Source organism: Synechococcus sp. CCAP 1479/10 (assembly GCF_019038515.1).
GTDB lineage: Bacteria > Cyanobacteriota > Cyanobacteriia > PCC-6307 > Cyanobiaceae > Cyanobium.
On record NZ_JAFKRJ010000024.1, the window covers coordinates 20,964 to 43,704 of the forward strand.

Annotated in this window: 9 protein-coding genes and 1 tRNA gene; 5 read left to right on the forward strand and 5 right to left on the reverse strand. The window is 69.1% G+C overall.

The features are described 5' to 3' along the window. Positions 1 to 9: 9 nt before the first annotated feature. The gene (locus tag KUG39_RS07420) at positions 10 to 1,863 is read right to left on the reverse strand and encodes a phosphodiester glycosidase family protein (RefSeq protein WP_216914060.1); all 1,854 of its coding nucleotides are present in this window, start codon (positions 1,861 to 1,863) and stop codon (positions 10 to 12) included. A 231-nt stretch (positions 1,864 to 2,094) separates the two neighbouring features. Here KUG39_RS07420 and gltB point away from each other — a divergent pair, with 231 nt between their 5' ends. After that, positions 2,095 to 6,699 carry a glutamate synthase large subunit gene (gltB, locus tag KUG39_RS07425; RefSeq protein WP_216914062.1) on the forward strand — a complete coding sequence of 1,535 codons (4,605 nt, stop codon included), beginning with the start codon at positions 2,095 to 2,097 and terminating at the stop codon, positions 6,697 to 6,699. A gap of 19 nt (positions 6,700 to 6,718) precedes the next feature. On the opposite strand, the gene KUG39_RS07430 is transcribed toward gltB, so the two are convergent. Together KUG39_RS07430 and lipA are read right to left on the reverse strand one after the other, a co-directional pair. After that, positions 6,719 to 7,060, reverse strand: a complete 342-nt coding sequence (locus tag KUG39_RS07430; protein ID WP_216914064.1) for a hypothetical protein — start codon at positions 7,058 to 7,060, stop codon at positions 6,719 to 6,721. Positions 7,061 to 7,113: 53 nt separating this feature from the next. Then, positions 7,114 to 8,010 (reverse strand): lipoyl synthase, encoded by an 897-nt coding sequence (gene lipA, locus KUG39_RS07435; protein ID WP_353617637.1) that lies wholly within the window; start codon positions 8,008 to 8,010, stop codon positions 7,114 to 7,116. Positions 8,011 to 8,092: 82 nt separating this feature from the next. Here lipA and KUG39_RS07440 point away from each other — a divergent pair. After that, a tRNA-Pro gene (locus KUG39_RS07440) sits at positions 8,093 to 8,166 on the forward strand. Positions 8,167 to 8,183: 17 nt separating this feature from the next. Here KUG39_RS07440 and cobJ read toward each other — a convergent pair. After that, complete coding sequence (gene cobJ, locus KUG39_RS07445) at positions 8,184 to 9,971, reverse strand: precorrin-3B C(17)-methyltransferase (protein WP_502988640.1); 1,788 nt, start codon at positions 9,969 to 9,971, stop codon at positions 8,184 to 8,186. A 53-nt stretch (positions 9,972 to 10,024) separates the two neighbouring features. Continuing rightward, positions 10,025 to 11,311 carry a hypothetical protein gene (locus tag KUG39_RS07450; RefSeq protein ID WP_353617351.1) on the reverse strand — a complete coding sequence of 429 codons (1,287 nt, stop codon included), beginning with the start codon at positions 11,309 to 11,311 and terminating at the stop codon, positions 10,025 to 10,027. 424 nt (positions 11,312 to 11,735) lie between these two features. Between KUG39_RS07450 and psaA the strand changes: the two genes are divergently transcribed. From psaA to KUG39_RS07470, 3 genes are all read left to right on the forward strand, one after another. Further along, complete coding sequence (psaA, locus tag KUG39_RS07455) at positions 11,736 to 14,039, forward strand: photosystem I core protein PsaA (RefSeq protein ID WP_094585993.1); 2,304 nt, start codon at positions 11,736 to 11,738, stop codon at positions 14,037 to 14,039. A gap of 20 nt (positions 14,040 to 14,059) precedes the next feature. Continuing rightward, a complete protein-coding gene (gene psaB, locus KUG39_RS07460) occupies positions 14,060 to 16,282 on the forward strand; it encodes a photosystem I core protein PsaB (protein ID WP_216914068.1) in 2,223 nt (740 codons plus the stop codon). A gap of 249 nt (positions 16,283 to 16,531) precedes the next feature. Continuing rightward, positions 16,532 to 22,705, forward strand: coding sequence for a choice-of-anchor I domain-containing protein (locus tag KUG39_RS07470; RefSeq protein ID WP_502988639.1), 6,174 nt, complete (start codon positions 16,532 to 16,534; stop codon positions 22,703 to 22,705). Positions 22,706 to 22,741: the final 36 nt, after the last annotated feature.

Here is a 22,741-nt window from a genome sequence, read left to right on the forward strand (position 1 = left end):
TCAAGGCCATCAGTCGGCCAGCGGCCGGCCGGCCGGCCCCAGGCTCGTGGCCGCTCCCCCGCCCCCGATGGGCACCAGGCCCAGGCCGTTGTGCACGGAGCCGGCCACGCCGCGCCCCTTGACCCGGTGGCTGCCGCCCATCACCAGGCCCGTGGAACTGCCCCCGTCGAGGTTGAGGGCATCCACCAGCCCCAACTGCTGCAGCAGCCAGGCGGTTTCGGAGAGGGTGGGCCCGGCGCCCCCCCCGGCGCCCTCCAGGGTCACCAGCCACAGCAGGGTGCCGTCGCTGCCCACCACGGTGCGGGACGCACCCTGGCGGAGGAAGGCGGCCCCGAACCCCTCGGCGCCGCCGTTGAGCACGATGCGGCCGTTCTGGAGCAGCAGCGGTCCGCCCCCCATCACCGAGGAGGCGTTGCCCACCGGATCGCTCGGCCGGCTCTCGATCCGCAGCCGATCCCCCTCGCCCCAGGGCAGGTCGGCCCCGCCGCGGGCCACCACCAGGGTGTCCTCCGGCCGCAGCGGCACCCCGGCCGCCAGCTCGGCGCTGCCGATCCGGCGCTGCACCGAGCCGCCGCTCAGCAGCAGGCCCGTCTCCGAGCCGGTCAGGGCCTGGTAGAGCCGGCCCCACTCGCCCGTGTAGCGGCTCAGGCCCCGCTGGGCCAGGCCGCTGTTCACGGTCAGCAGTGGCAGGCGCTGGCCGCGGTCATCGCTGATCCATTCCTCCAGCCGCAGGCGGCCGAAGCGGGGCAGGCTGCGGGGTTCCCAGCCCACCACGCCGCGGTTGAGGATCGGCCCGGACAGCCAGCGGCCCTGGTCCCGCAGGGCGCCGAGGGGAAGCCGGCGCACCCGGTTGAAGAAGCCGCCGTTGATCGCCACCAGGGCGTCCTGGCGCTGGGCCAGGGCCGTCAGGGAGCTGAGCCCCGCCATGCCGTCGGGGCGGCTGAGGGTGCGCAGCTCCAGGGGACCGCTGCGCGGATCGATCCGGACGGCGTTGACCAGGAACCGGCTGCCGCCCACGTTGCGCACCTGCTGGTCCCAGCGCAGCTGGGAGCCCAGCATCGCCAGCAGCCGCGGATCGATCGGAGCCGGTGCCTCCGGCGCCGTGCCGACGCTGCCGGCGCCCTGGGGCAGATCGATCACCACCCGGGCCGGATCCCCCAGGGTGAACGAGCGCAGGGGCGCGGCAGCAACGGGCACCGCCAGGGTCAGGTCCGTCCCGTCGCTGCCGCTGCGCAGGCCCCGGGCGGTGAGCAGGGCCAGCTGGTCGGGCCGGCTCAGCAGGGACAGCTGCAGGCCGCCCTCGCTGCTGCGCACCAGGGTGGGGCCATCGAGGTCGAGCACCACCCGCCGGACCCCGGCCTGCTCCGAGCTGCGCACCTGGAGCAGCCGGGGCGCCGGCAGGCGCAGATCCAGCCGCTCGCCGCGGCGCTCCACCGTCACGCCCACGTCCAGCAGGAGGGCGGCCACGTCGACGGCCACCTCGTCCGCCAGCGAGCGCTGCTGCGCCGGCGGCACCAGCAGCTCCCGGCCGAACCATTCCAGGGCCAGGGCGCCATCGGGCCGGGAACGGCTGCTGAAGCCCAGCTGGCCTTCGAGCACCTCCAGCGGCAGCCACAGGGCCACCGGCCGGCGCGGGTCATCGCCGCTCCAGCGCCAGGCGGCCTGCTGGCTGCGGCCGTTGAGCGTCAGCCCGGTGCCGCCGACCTCCGCGGCGGAGCCCGCGCGCATCGGCACGGGCCGGCTTGGACGCGGGGCCGCCGGTTCCGGCAGGGGCGGGGGCATCGGCGGCGGGGCTGCCCTGGTGACCGGTGGAGCTCCGATCAGGGCCAGCAGGGCCAGGGTGATCGGGAGAGTCCTGGCCATCGACGACGTCCTGCCTCTTGAGGCATAAATCCTGCCCCTTGAGGCAAAAAGTTAGTCCCATCGCTCCGGGGAAGGGCGGCTGCCTAGGATCGATAGCTCGCCCTGTCGTCGCGGACACGGCTGCTGCACGGGTGACACGGCAGCTCCTCGGCAGACCCTTCCTGCCGGCTTCTTTAGGCTTGTTGTTTTCAAGCCATCTCCAGCTCCGTTTCAGCAGCACCAACCCGGCCTATGTCCTCCTCCGTTCCGCTCTGGCCCCATCGCGACAGCTCGTCCCCAGGCCCTGGAGAAACGGACGCGTGCGGCGTGGGCTTCCTGGCCCACCTCGATGGGGTGGCCAACCACTGGGTTCTCCAGCAGGCCCTGCGGGGCCTCCGCTGCATGGAGCACCGGGGCGGCTGCGGCGGCGATGGTGATTCCGGCGACGGCGCCGGCCTGCTGACCGCCATCCCCTGGAGCTACCTGGAGGCTGTCTGGCCGGCGGCGGCCGCCTCCACGGCGATCGTGCGGGGACTGGGGATGCTGTTCCTGCCGGCGGATCCCGACCGCCGCGACCAGGCCCGCCGGATCTGCGACGAGGAGGCCGAACGCCTCGGTCTCCTCAGCCTCGGCTGGCGGCAGGTCCCCGTGGTTCCCGAGGTGCTCGGTCCCCTGGCGCGGGAGAACGCCCCGGCCATCGAGCAGTGGCTGCTGGCCGCCCCCGATGCGGTGCCCGGCGTCATGGCCGATGTCGACGCCCTCGAATCCCTGCTGTTCCGGCTGCGGCGCCGCGCCGTCGACCGGGTGCGGGAGGTGTGGGGGGCCGACACCACCGACCTCTATTTCGCCTCGATCAGCGCCCGCACCGTCGTCTACAAGGGCATGGTGCGCTCGGAGGTGCTCGACGCCTTCTACGCCGACCTCCGCGACGAGCGCTTCAGCGTTGCCTTTGCGGTGTACCACCGCCGCTTCAGCACCAACACCCTGCCCCGCTGGCCCCTGGCCCAGCCGATGCGCCTTCTGGGCCACAACGGCGAGATCAACACCCTGCTGGGCAACATCAACTGGGCCAGGGCCGCCGAATCTCACCTGGAGGCCGTCTGGGGCGATGCCGCCCGGGACCTGCGGCCCCTGGTCAACGCCGCCTTCAGCGATTCGGCCAACCTCGACGCCACCCTCGAGCTGATGGTGCGCAGCGGCCGGCCGATCACCGACAGCCTGCTGACCCTGGTGCCGGAGGCCTTCCGCGACCAGCCCGAACTCGACGAACGGCCCGCGATCAAGGCCTTCTACGAATACAGCGCCTGCCTGCAGGAGCCCTGGGACGGTCCGGCCCTGCTGGTCTTCAGCGACGGCCGCATGGTGGGGGCCACCCTCGACCGCAATGGCCTGCGGCCGGCCCGCTACTGCATCACCAGCGACGGCTACGTGGTGATGGGCTCGGAAACGGGCGTGGTCGAACTGGAGGAATCCCGGATCATCGAAAAGGGTCGCCTCGGCCCCGGCCAGATGCTGGCCGTCGACCTGGAGCAGCACCGGCTGCTGCGCAACTGGGATGTGAAGGAGGAGACGGCGGCGCGCCTCCCCTACGCCGGCTGGCTGCTCGACCACCGCCGCAGCCTGTCCCCCGGCGTCTGGGAGCAGGAGCGCACCCTCGGTGAGCTGGAGCTTCTCCAGCAGCAGACCGCCTTCGGCTTCACCGCCGAGGACCTGGATCTGGTGATCGAAGACATGGCCGGCCAGGGCAAGGAGCCCACCTACTGCATGGGGGACGACATCCCCCTGGCGGTGCTCTCCGCCAAGCCCCACCTTCTTTACGACTACTTCAAGCAGCGCTTCGCCCAGGTCACCAACCCCCCCATCGACCCGCTGCGCGAGAAGCTGGTCATGAGCCTGGAGATGCACCTGGGTCGGCGCGGTTCCGCCCTGCGGCCCGATGCCTCCGGCGCCGCCGTGCTGCACCTCACCACCCCGGTGCTCAACGAGGCTGAACTGGAGGATCTCGGCTCCCACGGCCTCGGTCTCACCACCCTCTCCACGCTCCTGACGGTGTCCAGCGGACCCGAGGGGCTGGAGCAGGCCCTGCATCGGCTCTGCTTCGAGGCGGAGGCCGCCGTGCGCAGCGGCTCCCAGATCCTGGTCCTTTCCGACCGGGCCGATGGCGGCATCAGTGCGGGCACCACGGCCATCCCTCCCCTGCTGGGGGTGGGGGCTGTGCACCACCATCTGCTGCGGCTCGGCCTGCGCCTGCAGTGCTCCCTGGTGGTGGACACCGCCCAGTGCTGGAGCACCCACCACCTCGCCTGCCTGATCGGCTACGGCGCCAGCGCGGTCTGCCCGTGGCTCACCTGGGAGACCACCCGCCACTGGCTGGCCCATCCCCGCACCCAGTCGATGATCGAGCGGGGCAAGCTCCCCCGCCTCGATGCCGACACGGCCCAGGCCAACGTGCGCAAGGCCATGGAGGAGGGGCTGCGCAAGATCCTCTCCAAGATCGGCATCTCGCTGCTGGCCAGCTACCACGGCGCCCAGATCTTCGAGGCCATCGGCATCGGCGCCGATCTGATCGATCTGGCCTTCACCGGCACCACCAGCCGCGTCTCCGGCCTCAGCCTGCAGGATCTGGCCAGCGAAACCCTGGCCTTCCACGCCAAGGCCTACCCGGAGCTGAACCGCACCAAGCTGGAGTTCATGGGCTTCGTGCAGTACCGCACCGGCGGGGAGTTCCACCTCAACAACCCGGACATGTCCAAGGCCCTGCACGCCGCCGTGGCGGCGGGCCCCGGCTACGACCACTTCACCACCTACCGCACCCTGCTGGAGAACCGCCCGGTCACGGCGCTGCGGGATCTGCTTGAGCTGCGCCCGGCCCCGACGCCCCTGCCGATCGAGCAGGTGGAGAGCGTCGAAAGCATCTGCAGCCGCTTCTGCACCGGCGGCATGAGCCTGGGGGCCCTCTCCAGGGAGGCCCACGAGGTGCTGGCGGTGGCGATGAACCGCATCGGCGGCAAGAGCAACTGCGGCGAGGGCGGCGAGGACCCGGCCCGCTACCACCCCCTCCACGACGTCGACGGTGAGGGCCATTCGCCCACCCTCCCCACCCTGCGCGGTCTCCGCAACGGTGACAGCGCCTGTTCCGCCATCAAGCAGATCGCTTCGGGTCGCTTCGGCGTCACCCCGGCCTACCTGCGCAGCGGCCAGCAGCTGGAGATCAAGGTGGCCCAGGGCGCCAAGCCCGGCGAGGGCGGCCAGCTGCCCGGCCCCAAGGTGGACACCTACATCGCCTGGCTGCGCAACAGCAAGCCCGGCGTGGCGCTGATCTCACCGCCGCCGCACCACGACATCTATTCGATCGAGGACCTGGCCCAGCTGATCCATGACCTGCACCAGGTGAACCCCGCCGCCCGGGTCTCGGTGAAGCTGGTGGCCGAGATCGGCATCGGCACGATCGCCGCCGGTGTGGCCAAGGCCAATGCCGACGTGATCCAGATCTCCGGCCATGACGGCGGCACCGGAGCCTCGCCGCTGAGTTCGATCAAGCATGCCGGCAGCCCCTGGGAGCTGGGGCTCACGGAGGTGCACCGCAGCCTGCTGGAGAACGGCCTGCGGGACCGGGTGCTGCTGCGGGCCGACGGGGGCCTCAAGAGCGGCTGGGACGTCCTGATCGCCGCCCTGCTGGGGGCCGAGGAGTACGGCTTCGGCTCGGTGGCCATGATCGCCGAGGGCTGCATCATGGCCCGCGTCTGCCACACCAACAACTGCCCGGTGGGCGTCGCCACCCAGAAGGAGGCCCTGCGCAAGCGCTTCACCGGCCTGCCCGAGCACGTCGTCAACTTCTTCGTCTTTGTGGCCGAGGAGGTGCGCCAGCTGCTGAGCGTGCTGGGCGTGGCCCGGCTCGAGGATCTGATCGGCCGCACCGATCTGCTGGCGCCCCGCGCCATCGGTCTCACCAAGACCAGCGCCCTGGATCTGTCCTGCCTGCTCGACCCGATCCCCGCCGCCGCCGACCGCGCCTGGCTGCGCCACGACGACGTGGCCCACGGCAATGGTCCGGTGCTCGAGGACGGGCTGCTTGCCGACCCGGAGGTGCGGGCGGCGATCGAGAGCCACGGGCAGGTGGCGCGCCAGCTGACGATCGTCAACACCGACCGCAGCGTGGGGGCCCGACTCTCCGGCGAGATCGCTGCTCTGCACGGCAACACCGGCTTCCAGGGGGGCCTCGCCCTCACCTTCCACGGCGCCGCCGGCCAGAGCTTCGGCGCCTTCGTGCTCCAGGGCATGGACCTGCGCCTGGTGGGCGAGGCCAACGACTACGTCGGCAAGGGCCTCAACGGTGGCCGCATCACCGTGGTGCCCCCGGCCGCGGTCCGTGACCCCGGCAACCAGGTGATCCTCGGCAACACCTGCCTCTACGGCGCCACGGGCGGGGAGCTGTTCGCCCTCGGCCGGGCCGGTGAGCGCTTTGCCGTGCGCAACAGCGGCGCCCGCACCGTGGTGGAGGGCGTCGGTGACCACTGCTGCGAGTACATGACCGGCGGCGTGGTGGTGGTGCTGGGCAGCACCGGCCGCAACGTGGCCGCCGGCATGACCGGCGGTGTGGCCTTCCTGCTCGACGAAACCGGAGGCCTGGCGGCCCGGCTCAATCCTGAGTCGGTGGCGCTGGTGTCCCTCACCACCCCCGAGCAGGAGGGGCTGCTGCTGCCACTGCTGGAGGCCCATCTCCAGGCCACCGGCAGCGCCAGGGCGGCGGCGATCCTGGCCGACTGGCCCACATGGAAGGCTCGCTTCCGGGTGCTGGTGCCCCCCAGCGAGACGGCCACGGTGGGTCTGGCCCAGCGGGAGGCCGTGGCGGCCTGAGCGGGTCTGCCGCTCAGGCTCAGAAGTCGTCGTAGACCTTCTGGAAGGCGGCGAAGGTGTCGTCGTTGTTCATGCCGGCCACGGCGATCGACGCGGCACCCAGGTGGGTGCTGCAGCTGATCGACAGGGCCATCGGCAGGCTGGCGTGGTCGGCGTACACCGAGCGGCTCTTGCCGGTGCCGACCACCTGGACGTCCTCGCTGAAGCCGTTCTTGCTCGCCACCTTCTTGGCGGTGTCCACGCAGGCCATCAGGTCGTTCACGCCCAGCACCACGTCCGAGTAGACGTGCGGCACCGCCAGGGCCGGCTCAGCCGGTGCAAGCAGGGCCAGCAGCAGGCCGTAGGAGGCGAGTTTGCTCATGACCGGACCGTGGGGCAGCGGGATTCTCATCCTGCCCCGGAGTCCGGTTCGGCTCAGCGCGGATGCTCCTGCATCAGGCGGCGCACCTCGCCGGCGTGGTAGCTGCTGCGGGTGAGCGGACTGCTCACCACCTGGAGGAAGCCGAGGTCGCCTTCCCCGTGACGGCGGAAGCTCTCGAACACCTCCGGCGACGCGAAGCGCTGGACCGGCAGATGTTTCGGGCCGGGGGAGAGGTACTGGCCGATGGTGACGATGTCGACGGCGTGGGCACGCAGATCGGCCATCACGGCGCGGACCTCGTCGTCGCTTTCGCCCAGGCCCACCATCAGCCCTGACTTGGTGTAAGTGCGCGGCCAGCCCTCCCGTACCCGGCGCAGCAGTTCCAGCGAGCGCTCGTAGACCCCCTGGGGCCGCACCTGCCGGTAGAGCCGGGGCACGGTCTCGATGTTGTGGTTGAGCACCTCCGGCGCCGCCGCCATCACCGACGCCAGGGCCTCCCAGGCGCCGCACAGATCGGGCAGCAGGATCTCGATCGTGGTGAAGGGGGACGTGCGGCGCACGGCCTCGATGCAGGCCACGAACTGGCTGGCGCCGCCGTCGGCCAGGTCGTCCCGGTTGACCGAGGTGATCACCACATGGCTCAGGCCCATGCGTCGCACCGCCTCCCCGAGGCGCTCGGGCTCGGTGGGGTCCAGCGCCCGCACGCTGCGGTCGAAGTCGATGTCGCAGTAGGGGCAGGCCCGGGTGCAGCCCGGCCCCATGATCAGGAAGGTGGCGGTGCCGCCGGCGAAACACTCGCCGATGTTCGGGCAGCTGGCCTCCTGGCAGACCGTGTTGAGCTTGAGGTCGACCAGCAGATCAGCCACCGCCCCGATCCGCTCCCGCTGCGGTGCCTTGACCCTCAGCCAGGGCGGCTTGGCGGGGGCGGGCCGGGGGTCGCTGACGGTCACGGGCATCGCAGGGCTGTGCGGACTGTAGGGACGCCGGTCACGGTGTCCGGTCGCCGCGGGCCATCCCCTAAAGTCTGGCCATCGGGATGTGGCGCAGCTTGGTAGCGCACTTCGTTCGGGACGAAGGGGCCGCAGGTTCGAATCCTGTCATCCCGATTTTTTTCTTCTGACTCTCAGGCCAGGGCTGCTCCTGGATAGCCCCGCGGGGTGACCATGCGGCCGTCCTGAACGCGTGTTGAGCTGTTGCCCACCAGCACCAGGGTGAGCATGTCCACCTGGTCCTCGGGCAGGGTGCCCAGGGTGTGGAGGCTGAGCGCCTCTTCGGCGCGCCCCAGCTGGCGGGCCAGCAGCACCGGCGTGCTGGCCGGCCGGCCCTCCCCCAGCAGTTCGATGGCCCGGCCCAGCTGCCACGGCCTGCCGAGGGAGCGGGGGTTGTAGAGGGCCACGACGAAATCGCCGCTGGCGGCACCCTTCAGCCGCCGTTCGATCACCTCCCAGGGGGTGAGGCGGTCGCTGAGGCTGATGGTGCAGAAGTCGTGCATCAGCGGGGCCCCGGCCCGGGCGGCGGCCAGCTGCAGGGCCGAGAGCCCCGGATGCACCGTGAAGGCAGGACGGTCGAGGACCGGCAGCTGCAGCCAGAGCTCCAGGGCCAGGCCCGCCATGCCGTAGATGCCGCTGTCCCCGGAGGAGATCAGGGCCACGTCGAGGCCCTGGCGGGCCAGGTCGAGGGCCTCGGCGCAGCGGGCCCGCTCCTCCGTCAGACGGCCTTCTCGGCGCAGCTGGTCGGGGCGTCGCAGGGGTTCCAGCAGATCGAGGTAGAGCCCGTAGCCCACCCACACCGTCGTGGAGGCCAGGGCCCGGCGGGCATCGCCGCTGAGCAGATCGATCGGGCCCGGACCGCTGCCCACCAGATGCAGGCTGCCCCGCTGCGGGGCCCACTGGCGATCGGCCAGGGCCACCGCCAGGGTGGCGGCACCCCGCTCCCCGCTGGCGGCCCGCCCGATCCGCTTCTCCACCAGCAGCCGGGGCGCGGTTCCATCCTGGTCCGTCCCGGCCAGCTCCGTCAGCGGCCGGCCCGCCTCCCCTGCCGCCTGCAGGGCGGCGGCTTCGGCCACGCTGGGCGTGCCCATCTCCCGCGCCACCGCCTCCGAGGGATGGGGCACGGCGACCGCCGCCAGGGTGGCGGCGTCATAAAGGCGCAGGGGCCAGCCGTGCTGCGCCGCCAGGGCCAGCAGGGCTGGCTCATCCCCCTTGCGATCGATGCTGGCCAGGCCCGCCACGGCCTCCCGGGCCAGTCCCTGCTGCTCCAGGCCTTCCGCCACCAGCCGTTCCAGCACGGGCAGGCTCGTGTCCCGCTCGCAGCCGATGCCCAGCCAGAGGCTGGGGGGATGCCAGCGGCAGCCCGCGCCGCTGCGGGGCCCGATCACCAGGGCCGCCCCGCCTTGCTGGCTGCTCTCGTCCTGGCTGCTGTCGTCGTCGCCGCTGACGTTGGCCTCCAGCTCCTGCCACAGCGTGCTGCCCCCCTCCTGGCGCAGGAAGGGGCGGCGACCGCCGGCCGCCTCCACCATCAGCTCTCTCCAGTCGCCGGTGCCGAGGCGCCAGCCCCAGGCCTGGCCGAAGGCATCCAGGGGCAGCCGGCCCAGGGCGGCGCCGGCACCGGTGAGCACGGCCTGGCCACCGACCAGGGCGGCGATCTCCTCGGCGAGGCGGTCGCCGCCGGCGCCATGGCCCCCCAGCAGGGGCACCACGAAGCGGCCCCTGGGGTCCACCACCAGTACGGCCGGATCGCTCTGCTTGTCACCGATCAGGGGGGCGATCAGCCGGGTCACCAGTCCGCAGGCCCCGACGGCCACCACCGCGTCAGCGCTCCCCCAGTGCCGCGCCAGCCAGGGGGCGGAGGCCTCCTCCTCCGGGCCCCGCACCACGGCCAGCAGACCGGCCTGGCGCAGCCGCTGCAGCATCGCTGCGGCCGTCGGGCCGAAGCCGAGGCCGATGTGTCGCCGCGTCGTGTCGCTCAAGGGGTCACCCCCCCGTCGAGGGCGGCCAGGTCCTGGCTGTCCGGGGAGTCCTCTGGGCCGGTCTCCGGGCTGCCATCCGCTGCCCTGTCAGCTGCTGGGATGCCGTCCGCCATCGGGCTTCCCTGCGGGGCCGGCACCTCCGCCTGGCCCGGGAGTCCCGGGTCGCTGTCCGGGCCCGCAGCCTCACCGGCCATGGCCAGCGGCGGCAGCGGCTCGGGCTGCGGCTCCTGCGGCTGCGCCGGTTCCGGCATCGCCGTGGCCTCCGGCTCCAGGGTCCCTTCGGATTCCTTCGTCTGCTCCGGCTCTGGCTCCGCCTCCGGCTCAGGGGCGGCCGGCGGCGGGGCCTCGCCCAGCAGGATGGCCAGCTCCGAGGCGGTGAGCCGCCCCTTCTGCCAGCGGGGCGGTTCGGCGCCGGGCTCCAGGATCACCTCACCCACCAGGCTGTTGAAGGGAGGGTTGAGGGGCTCGCCCAGGCCATCGAGCAGGTCGAGCTGGACCGCATTGCTGCCCGTGCGCCAGCCCTCCAGCCACAGGGGCGTCTGGCGATCCACCAGGAAGCTGTCCCCGTTGATGCTGACCCGCAGCCGCCAGCTGGCATCGCCGCTGCGCAGGTTCTGCAGCGGGGCCTCCAGCAGCAGCCAGTCGAGCAGCAGCGGTGTGCCGGCCGCCGTGCCGCGGGGGCTGACGGCGATCAGCTGGGGGCTGCCCGGGGCGGGTTGGCCGAGGGTATTGGCCGCGACCCTGTGCAGCCGGATCTGGCGCTGGGCACCGGGGTCCTTCACCGCTTCACCCCAGGGCCTGGCGGCGTAGACCGTGAGCCGATGGCTGCCGGGTTCCAGCGGCCGCATCGTGGTGGAGGTGGCGGTCAGCGGCAGGGGGTCATCCCCATCCAGCTGCACCACCAGGTGGGGGCCGAGGCCGAGGGGGCCGGCATCCACCAGGGGCCAGTCCTCCACCCGCAGCTTCAGGGTCCAGGGACCGGCCGGCAGCAGGGCGCCGTCGGTGGGCGAGACGATCTCCACCCGGGGGCGCCGCGTCTCCAGGGCCTCCTGCAGCTGCTGCACCGCCAGGGGCGGGGCCACCTCCTGCTGGCTGGAACGTCCCATGGCGGGTGTGGCCGGGGCCGCGGCGCTCGGGCGGCGGCCCGGCAGGGAGAAGGCGAGGGCGGCAGGCGGCGCCAGGGTGAACACCAGCAGCAGGGCGGCCGCCAGCAGGCCGGCTCGGCAGACGTACCTACTGACCGACCGTCCCGCGGCTCCACGCCCCTCTCCCCTGTCGCCCACGCGCGCTCCGTCATTCGTGGAGCCATTCTGCTTCGGGGGCCGAAGAGGGGTAATCGGCTGTTGAAATCGCTGCAAAATGCAGCAAGGGGTTATAGAAACCCCGCGGTTTTCCTGATTGTTACGTTGTTGACAACATGTCGCCAGACCGCAGTCGCAGCCTTGGAACCGCCGGGATTAAACCTTTGTAACTGGCGGCCGATTCGCCTTGTTTTCGACCCCTATACTTCCGCCAGCGGTCCCCTTTCGGGGCCCAAAGCCCCAGTCGTGGCAAGGGATTTCTCCCCCATCGCGACTGGTGCCCATGGTCGGGGCTTCCCGGCCATGGGGCCCACCGATGGGGCCGGGACGGTCGCATGACCTGTCCCCGGCGTCCGTCGAAGGGGTGGACCCTCCACCTCGACCCCGTCCCTCGAGGAACGTCTCGATGACCATCAGCCCACCAGAGCGTGGGAAAACGGCGAAGGACATGGTTGACCGGAACCCCGTTCCCGTCGACTTCGATGTTCTCGGCAAGCCCGGGCACTTCGACCGCTCCCTCGCCAAAGGTCCCAAAACCACCACCTGGATTTGGAACCTCCACGCCAACGCTCACGATTTCGACAGCCACACGAGCGATCTTGAAGAGGTCTCCCGGAAGATCTTCAGCGCTCACTTCGGCCATCTGGCCGTCATCTTCATCTGGCTGAGCGGCGCCTTCTACCACGGAGCCCGCTTCTCCAACTACACCGGCTGGCTGGCCGACCCCCTGCACGTCAAACCGAGTGCCCAGGTGGTCTGGCCGATCTTCGGCCAGGAAATTCTCAATGGCGATGTGGGTGCCGGCTTCCACGGCATTCAGATCACCTCCGGCCTCTTCCATGTGTGGAGAGCCTGGGGGTTCACCAACGAGTTCCAGCTCCTCTGCACCGCCATCGGTGCCCTGGTGATGGCCGGCCTCATGCTCAATGCAGGGGTCTTCCACTACCACAAGGCAGCTCCGAAGCTGGAGTGGTTCCAGAACGTTGAGTCCATGCTCAACCACCACCTGGCCGGTCTGCTCGGGCTCGGGTCCCTGTCCTGGACAGGTCACCTGCTGCACGTGTCGCTGCCCACCACCCAGCTGATGGACGCCATCGACGCCGGCAATCCGCTGGTGCTCAACGGCAAGACCATCGCTTCGGTGGCCGACATCCCGCTCCCCCACGAGTTCCTCAACCAGGATCTGCTGACCCAGTTGTTCCCCGGCTTCGGCGCGGGGATCTCCGCCTTCTTCACCGGCAACTGGGCCGCCTACAGCGATTTCCTCACCTTCAAGGGTGGTCTGAATCCTGTGACCGGCAGCCTCTGGATGACCGACATCGCGCATCACCACCTGGCGATCGCGGTGCTGTTCATCGTGGCTGGCCACATGTACCGCACCAACTGGGGCATCGGCCACAGCATCAAGGAAATTCTCGAGGGCCAGAAGGGCGATCCCCTGCTGTTCCCCGCGCCCAAAGGACACGATGGGCTCTATGAATTCCTGACCACCTCCTGGCACGCCCAGCTGGGTCTCAACCTGGCGCTGTTCGGTTCGCTCACGATCATCGTGGCGCACCACATGTATGCGATGCCTCCGTATCCCTACATCGGTATCGACTACCCGACCCAGCTGTCGCTGTTCACCCACCACATGTGGATCGGCGGCTTCCTGATCGTCGGAGCCGGTGCCCATGCGGCCATCGCACTCATCCGCGACTACGACCCGGCCAAGAACATCGACAACGTGCTGGATCGGGTGCTGAAAGCCCGTGACGCCCTGATCAGCCACCTCAACTGGGTGTGCATTTTCCTGGGCTTCCACAGCTTCGGCCTCTACATCCACAACGACACCATGAGTGCCCTGGGTCGTCCCCAGGACATGTTCAGCGACACCGCGATCCAGCTGAAGCCCGTCTTCGCGCAATGGATCCAGGGCCTGCACGCCGCTGCCGCCGGCACCACCGCACCCAATGCGCTGGCCGGTGTGAGTGAAGTGTTCAACGGCGCTGTCGTCGCCGTCGGCGGCAAGGTTGCCGCTGCGCCGATCCCCCTGGGAACGGCGGACTTCATGGTCCACCACATCCACGCCTTCACGATCCACGTCACCGTGCTGATCCTGCTGAAGGGTGTGCTCTACGCGCGCAGCTCCCGCCTCGTCCCCGACAAGGCGAACCTGGGCTTCCGCTTCCCCTGCGACGGCCCCGGCCGTGGCGGTACCTGTCAGGTGTCGGCCTGGGACCACGTGTTCCTCGGCCTGTTCTGGATGTACAACTCCCTGTCGATCGTCATTTTCCACTTCAGCTGGAAGATGCAGAGCGACGTGTGGGGCACCGTCAATGCCGACGGCAGCGTCCAGCACATCACCAACGGCAACTTCGCCCAGGGCGCCATCACCATCAATGGTTGGCTCCGGGACTTCCTCTGGGCTCAGGCCGCCCAGGTGCTGAACAGCTACGGCTCGTCCTCCAGTGCCTACGGTCTGATGTTCCTGGGTGCCCACTTCGTCTGGGCCTTCAGCCTCATGTTCCTTTTCAGCGGCCGCGGCTACTGGCAGGAACTGATCGAGTCCATCGTCTGGGCTCACAACAAGCTGAAGGTGGCTCCCGCCATCCAACCGCGGGCGCTTTCCATCACCCAAGGCCGTGCCGTCGGTGTCGCCCATTACCTGCTGGGCGGTATCGCGACCACCTGGGCCTTCTTCCTGTCCCGACTCATCGCGGTCGGCTGACCTCCACCTGACCTTTCCCAATGGCAACGAAATTTCCTTCGTTCAGCCAGGGTCTGGCACAGGACCCGACAACCCGCCGTATTTGGTACGGCATCGCCACGGCTCACGACTTCGAGAGCCATGACGGAATGACGGAGGAGCGGCTTTACCAAAAGCTGTTCTCCACCCACTTCGGTCACCTGGCGATCATCGGCCTCTGGGTTTCGGGCAACCTGTTCCATATCGCCTGGCAGGGCAACTTCGAGCAGTGGGTCGCCGATCCGCTGCACGTCCGTCCCATCGCTCACGCGATCTGGGATCCCCACTTCGGCCAGGGCGCCATCGACGCCTTCACCCAGGCGGGCGCCTCCTCTCCGGTGAACATCGCCTACTCCGGTCTGTACCACTGGTGGTACACGATCGGTATGACGACCAACATGGAGCTCTACCAGGGTTCCATCTTCATGCTGATCCTTTCGGCATGGGCCCTGTTTGCCGGCTGGCTCCATCTCCAGCCCAAGTTCCTGCCTTCCCTGGCCTGGTTCAAGAACGCTGAATCGCGGCTCAACCATCACCTGGCTGTGCTGTTCGGCTTCAGCTCCATCGCCTGGACCGGTCACCTGGTCCACGTCGCCATCCCTGAGTCCCGGGGACAGCACGTCGGGTGGGACAACTTCCTCTCGGTCGCTCCCCATCCCGCCGGTCTGGCTCCGTTCTTCACCGGCAACTGGGGCGTCTATGCCCAGAACCCCGACACCGCCAACCAGGTGTTCGGGACCTCTGAGGGAGCAGGCACCGCGATCCTCACCTTCCTGGGTGGTTTCCACCCCCAGACCGAAGCGCTGTGGCTCACGGACATCGCCCACCACCACCTGGCCATCGGCTGCATCTTCGTGATCGCCGGCCACATGTACCGGACGAACTTCGGTATCGGCCACTCGATCCGCGAGATCCTCGACGCCCACAACCCCCCCAAGGGCACCCCTGGTGACCTGGGCGCTGGCCACAAGGGCCTCTACGACACCGTCAACAACTCCCTCCACTTCCAGCTGGGCCTCGCCCTGGCTGCCCTGGGAGTCGTGACCAGCCTGGTGGCGCAGCACATGTACGCGCTGCCGTCCTATGCGTTCATCGCCAAGGACTACACCACCCAGGCGGCCCTCTACACGCACCACCAGTACATCGCCATCTTCCTGATGTGCGGTGCCTTCGCCCACGGTGCGATCTTCTTCATCCGTGACTACGACCCGGAAGCCAACAAGGACAACGTCCTTGCCCGGATGCTTGAGCACAAGGAAGCCCTCATCAGCCACCTGAGCTGGGTCTCCCTGTTCCTCGGCTTCCACACCCTGGGTCTCTACGTCCACAACGACGTGGTGGTTGCCTTCGGTACCCCCGAGAAGCAGATCCTCATCGAGCCGGTGTTCGCCCAGTTCGTCCAGGCCTCCAGTGGCAAAGCCCTCTACGGCATGGATGTGCTGCTCGCCAACGCCGACAGCATCGCCTCCACGGCGTGGCCCAACAACGGCGCCGTCTGGCTGCCGGGCTGGCTGGATGCCATCAACTCGGGAACCAATTCCCTGTTCCTGCAGATCGGTCCTGGCGACTTCCTCGTGCACCACGCCATCGCGCTGGGTCTGCACACCACCACCCTGATCCTGGTGAAGGGTGCCCTGGATGCCCGGGGTTCCAAGCTGATGCCCGATAAAAAGGACTTCGGCTACTCCTTCCCCTGCGACGGCCCCGGCCGTGGCGGCACCTGCGACATCTCGGCCTGGGACGCCTTCTATCTGGCTGTCTTCTGGGCCCTGAACACCGTGGGTTGGGTCACCTTCTACTGGCACTGGAAGCACCTCGCCATCTGGCAGGGCAACGTGGCCCAGTTCAACGAATCCAGCACCTATCTGATGGGCTGGTTCCGTGACTACCTGTGGCTCAACAGCTCCCAGCTGATCAACGGGTACAACCCGATGGGGTCCAACAACCTGGCCGTCTGGGCCTGGATGTTCCTCTTCGGTCACCTGGTGTGGGCCACTGGCTTCATGTTCCTGATCTCCTGGCGGGGTTACTGGCAGGAGCTGATCGAGACCATCGTCTGGGCGCATCAGCGCACGCCCCTCGCCAACCTGGTGGGCTGGCGCGACAAGCCCGTCGCTCTCTCGATCGTTCAGGCCCGTGTGGTGGGTCTCGCCCACTTCACGATCGGCTACATCCTCACGTACGCGGCCTTCCTGATCGCGTCCACGTCAGGCAAGTTCGGCTGAGCCTCCGGCTCCCGAATCCCGTCAACGCCCCTTCTCGAATCTTCGAGGGACACCCAGACCCCCGGTTACCACCGGGGGTCTTTTCTGTGCCGCCGTGTTGTGGCGTGATGTTCTCGATCGACGTCTCCCCGAACACCTCGAGACGTGCCGGGGCCGCCGATCCCCCCATCCCTTCAACACACATTTGTCTGGGCTTAACCTTGCGTGAGGGGGCTGCTGCCAAGTTGAAAAAGACTGCAGCAGCTCTCAATGGGACTCACCTTCTCCGCACTGGATCCTTTCATTCCAGCGACAGGCGGAGTGATCTCCCTGGCCAATCTCGGGGCCAATGCTGAAATTTCCGCTTACAACCCTGACAGTGGATATCTCTATACCGTAGGCGGAGGATCCGGGGCCATCGTTGTCTCCGATCTCCGTGATCCAGGCAGCCCCCTTGCCGTTGCGCGCGCCACGTCCACCGGCAACGGCGAAACCCTGCAGAGCGCGGCCGTGTTCGGCAATCTGCTCGCCGTTGCGGTGCAGAATGCCGTCAAGACGGATCCAGGCTTCGTTCAGTTCTACGACCTCAGAAATCCCGCCCTCCCCGTTCATCTCAGCACCGTGACCGTGGGCGCCCTGCCCGACATGGTGAAGTTCAGCAGCGACGGCCGCAGGCTGCTGGTGACCAACGAAGGGGAGCCGAATTCCCTCTATACCATTGATCCCGTCGGTTCGATCTCCCTGATCAACACCAGCGGCTATCTGGCGAGCACGCCCGTGGCTCCCGCCGCCGCCGATGTGCAGACCGTGGGCTTCGAAGCCTGGGAGGGCCGCCGTGCCGAACTGATCAACCGCGGCGTCCGGATCGGCACCCGTCTGGGTGTCACCACCACGGTCGCCCAGGACATCGAGCCGGAGGCCATCGCCATCAGTGCCGATGGCAACACCGCCTGGATCTCCCTCCAGGAGAACAACGCCATCGCCGTGCTTGATCTGAGCGGCTCCGCGCCGGTGATCAGCACCATCTTCTCCGCTGGGATCAAGGACTGGTCCCGCGGCGTTGCCAGCGCCGAGAACTTCACTTACGAGCTGGAGTATGCCGCTGGCGCCGCCAATCAGCCCGCTGGCGTGCTGGCCGGCGGCCTTTCCGGCCTGTTCTTCGCCGGTAAGGAGACGCTGAACGGCACGGAGCTGGATGTCTACTACTCCATCACCGATCGCGGCCCCAACGGCGCTCTGATCGCCGGTCAGCGCCAGTTCCTGGATCCCGACTTTCAGCCCAGCATCTACAAGCTGGGCATGAATCGCGCCACCGGCGCCGTCACCGAGCTGGGCCGCCTCGGCCTCAACCGCCCCGATGGCACCCCACTCACCGGCCTGCCCCAGCTGGCGATCAAGGATGACGTGCCGATCAATGCCGCCAATGCGCCGCTGGCCTACGACCCCTTCGGCATCGACTCGGAAACCGTCTCGCTGTTCAGCCTCACCATCGGCGGCAGCACGCGCCAGGTGTTCGCCGTCGGCGATGAGTACCGCGGCCAGATCTCGATCTTCGACGCGCTCAGCGGCAACCTGATCCAGCGCTACATCCCCGCCGGCCAGAAGGCCCAGCTCGCGGCCCAGCACAACGTGGGCGGTGCGACGCCGATCGGGGCGGAAACGATCGACAGCCTGCCGGCCATCTACGGCAACCGCTGGAGCAACCGCGGCATCGAGGGCATGGCCTTCAACCCCACCGACGGCCTGCTCTATGCCTTCCTGCAGAGCCCCCTGGATGTGGATGCCAACGGCGACGGGGTCACCGAAGGCCGCAGCCGCTCCGAACTCACCCGCATCCTGGCCATCAACCCGGCCACAGGCGCCCCGGTGAAGGAGCACCTCTACCTGCTCAGTGGCCGCGCCGGCCAGGACAAGATCGGCGATGTCGCTTTCGACGCCGCTCGGGGCGTGTTCCTGGTGATGGAACGGGACAGCAGCCGCAGCCTCACCGGCTTCAAGCACGTCTACGAGGTGGATCTGCGCGGTGCCACCGACACCCTGCCGCTCACCACCGCCGCCAACCAGGCCACGGGAGGCTGGCTGGGGGCGATCGGCGTGGTCAGCCCCGAGCTGCTCGACAACCGCCGCACCCTCGTCGACCACGACAGCAACGCCGCCACGGCCCCGATCTTCACCACCTCCAGCGCCGACGTGCTGGCGGCCGCCGGCATCCGCCTGGCCCACAAGATCGAACTGTTCAACCTGCCCTCCATCGGCGGCAGCCTGGCCTACGACAAGCCGGAAGGACTCACCATCCGCGATGACGGCGCGCTGGTGATCAACTACGACAACGACTTCGGCACCGAGGGTGCCCGTGGCAACGCCTTCACCGTGGTGAGCTTCGATGGAGCCGGCTTCGACAGCTCCGACCGGGACGGCTCCTCGAACACCAATCTTTACAGGCCGATCTCCGGTCTGCCGCTCTACGGCCTCACCATGCCGGACGGCATTGCCGCGTTCACAGATGCCCAGGGCCGCAGCTTCCTGCTGGCGGTGGGTGAGGGTGATTCCCGTGAATACGAACCGGACCGGGGCAACATCTTCACCGACCTCACCCGGGCTGATGCCAGCACCGCGGTCAACGGCACCCCCTTCCGTAACCACCCTGGCGTCAGCGCCCTCAACGCCGCCTTCGCCGCCGCCACCCCCGGCATCAGCCGCACCCGCCTCAACCTGCTCAACGACACCGGCGACATCAACGGCGATGGCCTGATCGACAAGCCCTTCAGCATCGGCTCCCGCTCGCTGCGCATCTACGACGTGCAGGGCAACGTGGTGTTCGATTCCAGCGACGCCCTGGAGGACCTGGCCGCCAGCCTCGGCCTGATGGCCAGCAACCGTGACGACGACAAGGGCACCGAGCCCGAGATGGTGGAGATCGCCACCGTGGCCGGTCGCACCTATGCCTTCGTGGCCCTGGAGCGCACCACCACCAGCGTGGCCGCCGTGTTCGACGTCACCGACCCCTACAACGTGGCGGCGGTGGATCCGGTGGTGTTCCCCGGCGCCGAGCGGATCGAGGGCATCACCTTCCTGCGCAGCCCCGCCGGGCAGCCGGCCGGCCTGATCGCCAGCAGCGAGGGCAACGACACGGTGAGTGTCACCGGCGCCCCGCCCCTGGCCTCCGGCAGCGCCTTCCGCCTGCAGCTCTTCCACCTGGCCGACCAGGAGGGCGGCATCGCTGCCCTGGACGACGCCCCCCGCCTGTCCGGCGTGCTCAATGCCCTGCGGGCCCAGGACATCGATCTCGATGGCATCCCCGGCTTCGTCAACACCCTCACCCTGTCCAGCGGCGACGCCTGGATTCCGGGCCTCTTCTACGGGGCCTCGGCCCAGGCCTACGGCGCCGTGGGCCGGGGTGATGTGCTGATCCAGAACGTCCTGGGGGTGCAGGCGATCGCCTTCGGCAACCACGAGTTCGACCAGGGCACCGCCGTGGTGCGGGACCTGATCCGACCCAATGCGGCCGCCGGTTACCCGGGCACGGCCTACCCCTATCTGAGCGGCAACCTCAACTTCGCCACTGACGCCAACCTGGCGGGGCTGGTGGTGCCCGCCGGCCAGGCGCCGCGGCCCAACAGCATCACCAGCAGCGTCGTCTTTGATGTCAACGGAGCGTCGGTGGGCGTTGTGGGCGCCACCACCCCCTGGCTGCGCACCATCTCCAGCCCGGGCGGCGTGGGCGTGGCCCCGGCCCCCTTCAGCGGCACCCCGACGGCCGCCGAACTGGATGCCCTCGCCGCCGAGATTCAGGCCGATGTGGATGCCCTGATCGCCGCCAATCCGGGCCTGAACAAGGTGATCCTGCTGGCCCACATGCAGCAGATCAGCATCGAGCAGGCCCTGGCCGAGCGCCTGCGCCACGTCGACATCATCGTGGCCGGCGGCTCCAACACCCGCCTCTTCGACAGCGATGACATCACCCGCCCCGGTGACAGCGTCCAGGGCCCCTACCCGATCGTGAAGACCGGCGCCGACGGCCGGCCCGTGGCGGTGGTCAACACCGATGGCAACTACAAATACCTGGGCCGTCTGGTTCTCGACTTCGATGCCTCCGGTGTGATCATCCCGGCCAGCTACGACCCCACCATCAGCGGAGCGTTCCGCACCGATGCCGCGGGTGTGGCGGCCCTGAACGCCGAGGCCTTCATCGATGCGCGGGTGCAGGAGGTGGTCGACAACCTGCGGTCGGTGATCGTCGCCCAGGAGTCGGAATGGTTCGGCGTCAGCGAAGTCTTCCTCAATGGCAACCGCAACCCGGGCGTGCGCAGCGAGGAAACCAACCTCGGCAACCTCACGGCCGACGCCAACCTGGCCTATGCCCGCCAGATTGACTCCAGCGTGGTCGTCTCGCTGAAGAACGGCGGCGGCATCCGCAACTCGATCGGCCAGTCGGTCGTTCCCACCGGCTCGGTGAACGGTGTCCCCGAGCTGCTGCCCACGGCGGCGGTGTTCGACGCCCAGGGCAACGTGGTGAAGCCGGAGGGCGGCATCTCCCGCAACGACATCGCCAACGCCCTCAGCTTCAACAACGGCCTGACCCTGGTCAGCGTCACCCCCGGCGAGTTGAAGGCGCTGATCGAGCACGGCGTCGCCGCCGGCATCAACCAGGGGCGCTTCCCCCAGGTGGGCGGCATGGCCTTCAGCTACGACCTCAGCCGACCGGCCGGCTCCCGGGTGGTGAGCCTGGCGATCCAGGACGCCGCCGGCAACGATCTCGACGTCGTGGTGCGAAACGGCGAGGTGGTGGGCAATCCGGCCCGCAGCATCCGCATGGTCACCCTGGACTTCATGGCCAGCGGCGGTGACGGTTACCCCTTCACCAGCCTGTCCAACCCCAACCGGGTGAACATCACCCAGACGGGCTCCGCCCCCCGTACCGGCGTCGCCACCTTCGCCGCCAATGGCTCCGAACAGGATGCCCTGGCCGAATTCCTGGCGGCCAGCCATTCCCCCGCCAACCCGTTCACGGCGGCCGACACCCCGGCCGCCCTCGATCGGCGCCTGCAGAACCTGGCGGTCCGCAGCGACGGGGTGATCGACCCCGTGATCACCCTCACGGGTGCCGAGGTTCTGGAGAACCTGCCCGCCGACACCCTCGTTGGCCTGCTGACGGCGACCGACCCGAACCCCGCCAGGACCTTCAGCTTCTCCTTTGCACCGAACGGCAACCCGGGTGGCCTGTTCCGCCTCGACGGCAACCGGCTGCTGACCACGGCCTCGCTGGATTTCGAGGCGTCGGCGACGCGCAGCCTCATGCTGCGGGCCACCGACAGCGCCGGCAACAGCTTCGACAAGCCGTTCACCATCACGGTGGGCGATCTGGCGGAAGGGGCCGCCGTGCAGCCGGCGGTGATCAATGCCCCCGGTTTCGCCATCAGCCAGCGGCCGGGCGGCAGACCTCGGGGATCCCAGCCTGGAGGGCCCGCCCTGTCCACCGGCGCGCTGGGAGCTGTGGCAACCACCCCGATCACCCTTCCCGGTGAAAGCGTCCCTCGGGCACGGATCGAGAACACCGGCTCCTGGAACGACCTCAAGAACCTCACCCTCGGCGCGAACTACTGGACACCGGCCCTGGGCACCAACCTGCTGGTGGCCAATTTCGTCGACGTGCGCTGGGATCTCTCCGCGGCGCCGCCCCTGGACTTCGATCTCCAGGTGGTGGGGGCCAAACGCGGCGTCGTCGACTTCGGGGCCGGCGACGACACCCTCACCTGGCTGTTCCACAGCGATGCCCCCAGCCTTGTCAACACGGCCACGGTCACGGCCGGAGCCGGCAATGACACGCTGACCTTCGCGGCCGTGGACAGTTCGTCGGTTGACGAGGCGCTTCTCGCCGACAACCCCGGGGGCCCCGGGAACGGCCCCCGCTGGGATCCCGCCTACGACGGTCGCTTCAGCACCGCCATCGCCTTCGGCGGCGCCGGTGCCGACCGAATCGAAAGCCAGGGGAGCGTGCGGCTCCAGGCCGATGGCGGCGAGGGGCACGACACCCTGATCGGCTCGCTGCGCAACGACACCCTCATCGGTGGGCTGGGCGAGGACACCCTCACCGGAGGCGGTGACGGGGGCAGTTTCCGCTTCTCCGGCAGGAGGGTCGCGCGCAGTGTTGTGGTGAACGGTGGCGACCTGATCGACCTGCGCGCCCCTGGCGGCGGCGGGGACGGGGCCGCCGACACGGTCGTCTACGACGTTCAGGGCGGCGGCGTCGACCGCGTCGTCGGCTTTGAAGCCGGCCGCGACAAGCTCACCCTGCTCGGCGGAGCCGGCGTGACCGAGCTGAGGGAGTACCGCAACGGCACTTTGCTGACCTTCTCCGGACGGCCGCTGCAGGGAGTACTGCTTGAGGGAGTCACCGGCCTCAGCCTCGGCAGCCCGGCCGCCGACATCCAGTTGCTGGCCTGACACAAGACGGCCCCGAGTGATGCTGTCAGCGTGGAT

Coding starts and splice junctions, on each gene's coding strand:
- gltB (WP_216914062.1), top strand. CDS start 2,095: ATGTCCTCCTCCGTTCCGCTCTGGCCCCATCGCGACAGCTCGTCCCCA.
- psaA (WP_094585993.1), top strand. CDS start 11,736: ATGACCATCAGCCCACCAGAGCGTGGGAAAACGGCGAAGGACATGGTT.
- KUG39_RS07420 (WP_216914060.1), bottom strand. CDS start 1,863: ATGGCCAGGACTCTCCCGATCACCCTGGCCCTGCTGGCCCTGATCGGA.
- KUG39_RS07470 (WP_502988639.1), top strand. CDS start 16,532: ATGGGACTCACCTTCTCCGCACTGGATCCTTTCATTCCAGCGACAGGC.
- cobJ (WP_502988640.1), bottom strand. CDS start 9,971: ATGCTGCAGCGGCTGCGCCAGGCCGGTCTGCTGGCCGTGGTGCGGGGC.
- psaB (WP_216914068.1), top strand. CDS start 14,060: ATGGCAACGAAATTTCCTTCGTTCAGCCAGGGTCTGGCACAGGACCCG.
- KUG39_RS07430 (WP_216914064.1), bottom strand. CDS start 7,060: ATGAGCAAACTCGCCTCCTACGGCCTGCTGCTGGCCCTGCTTGCACCG.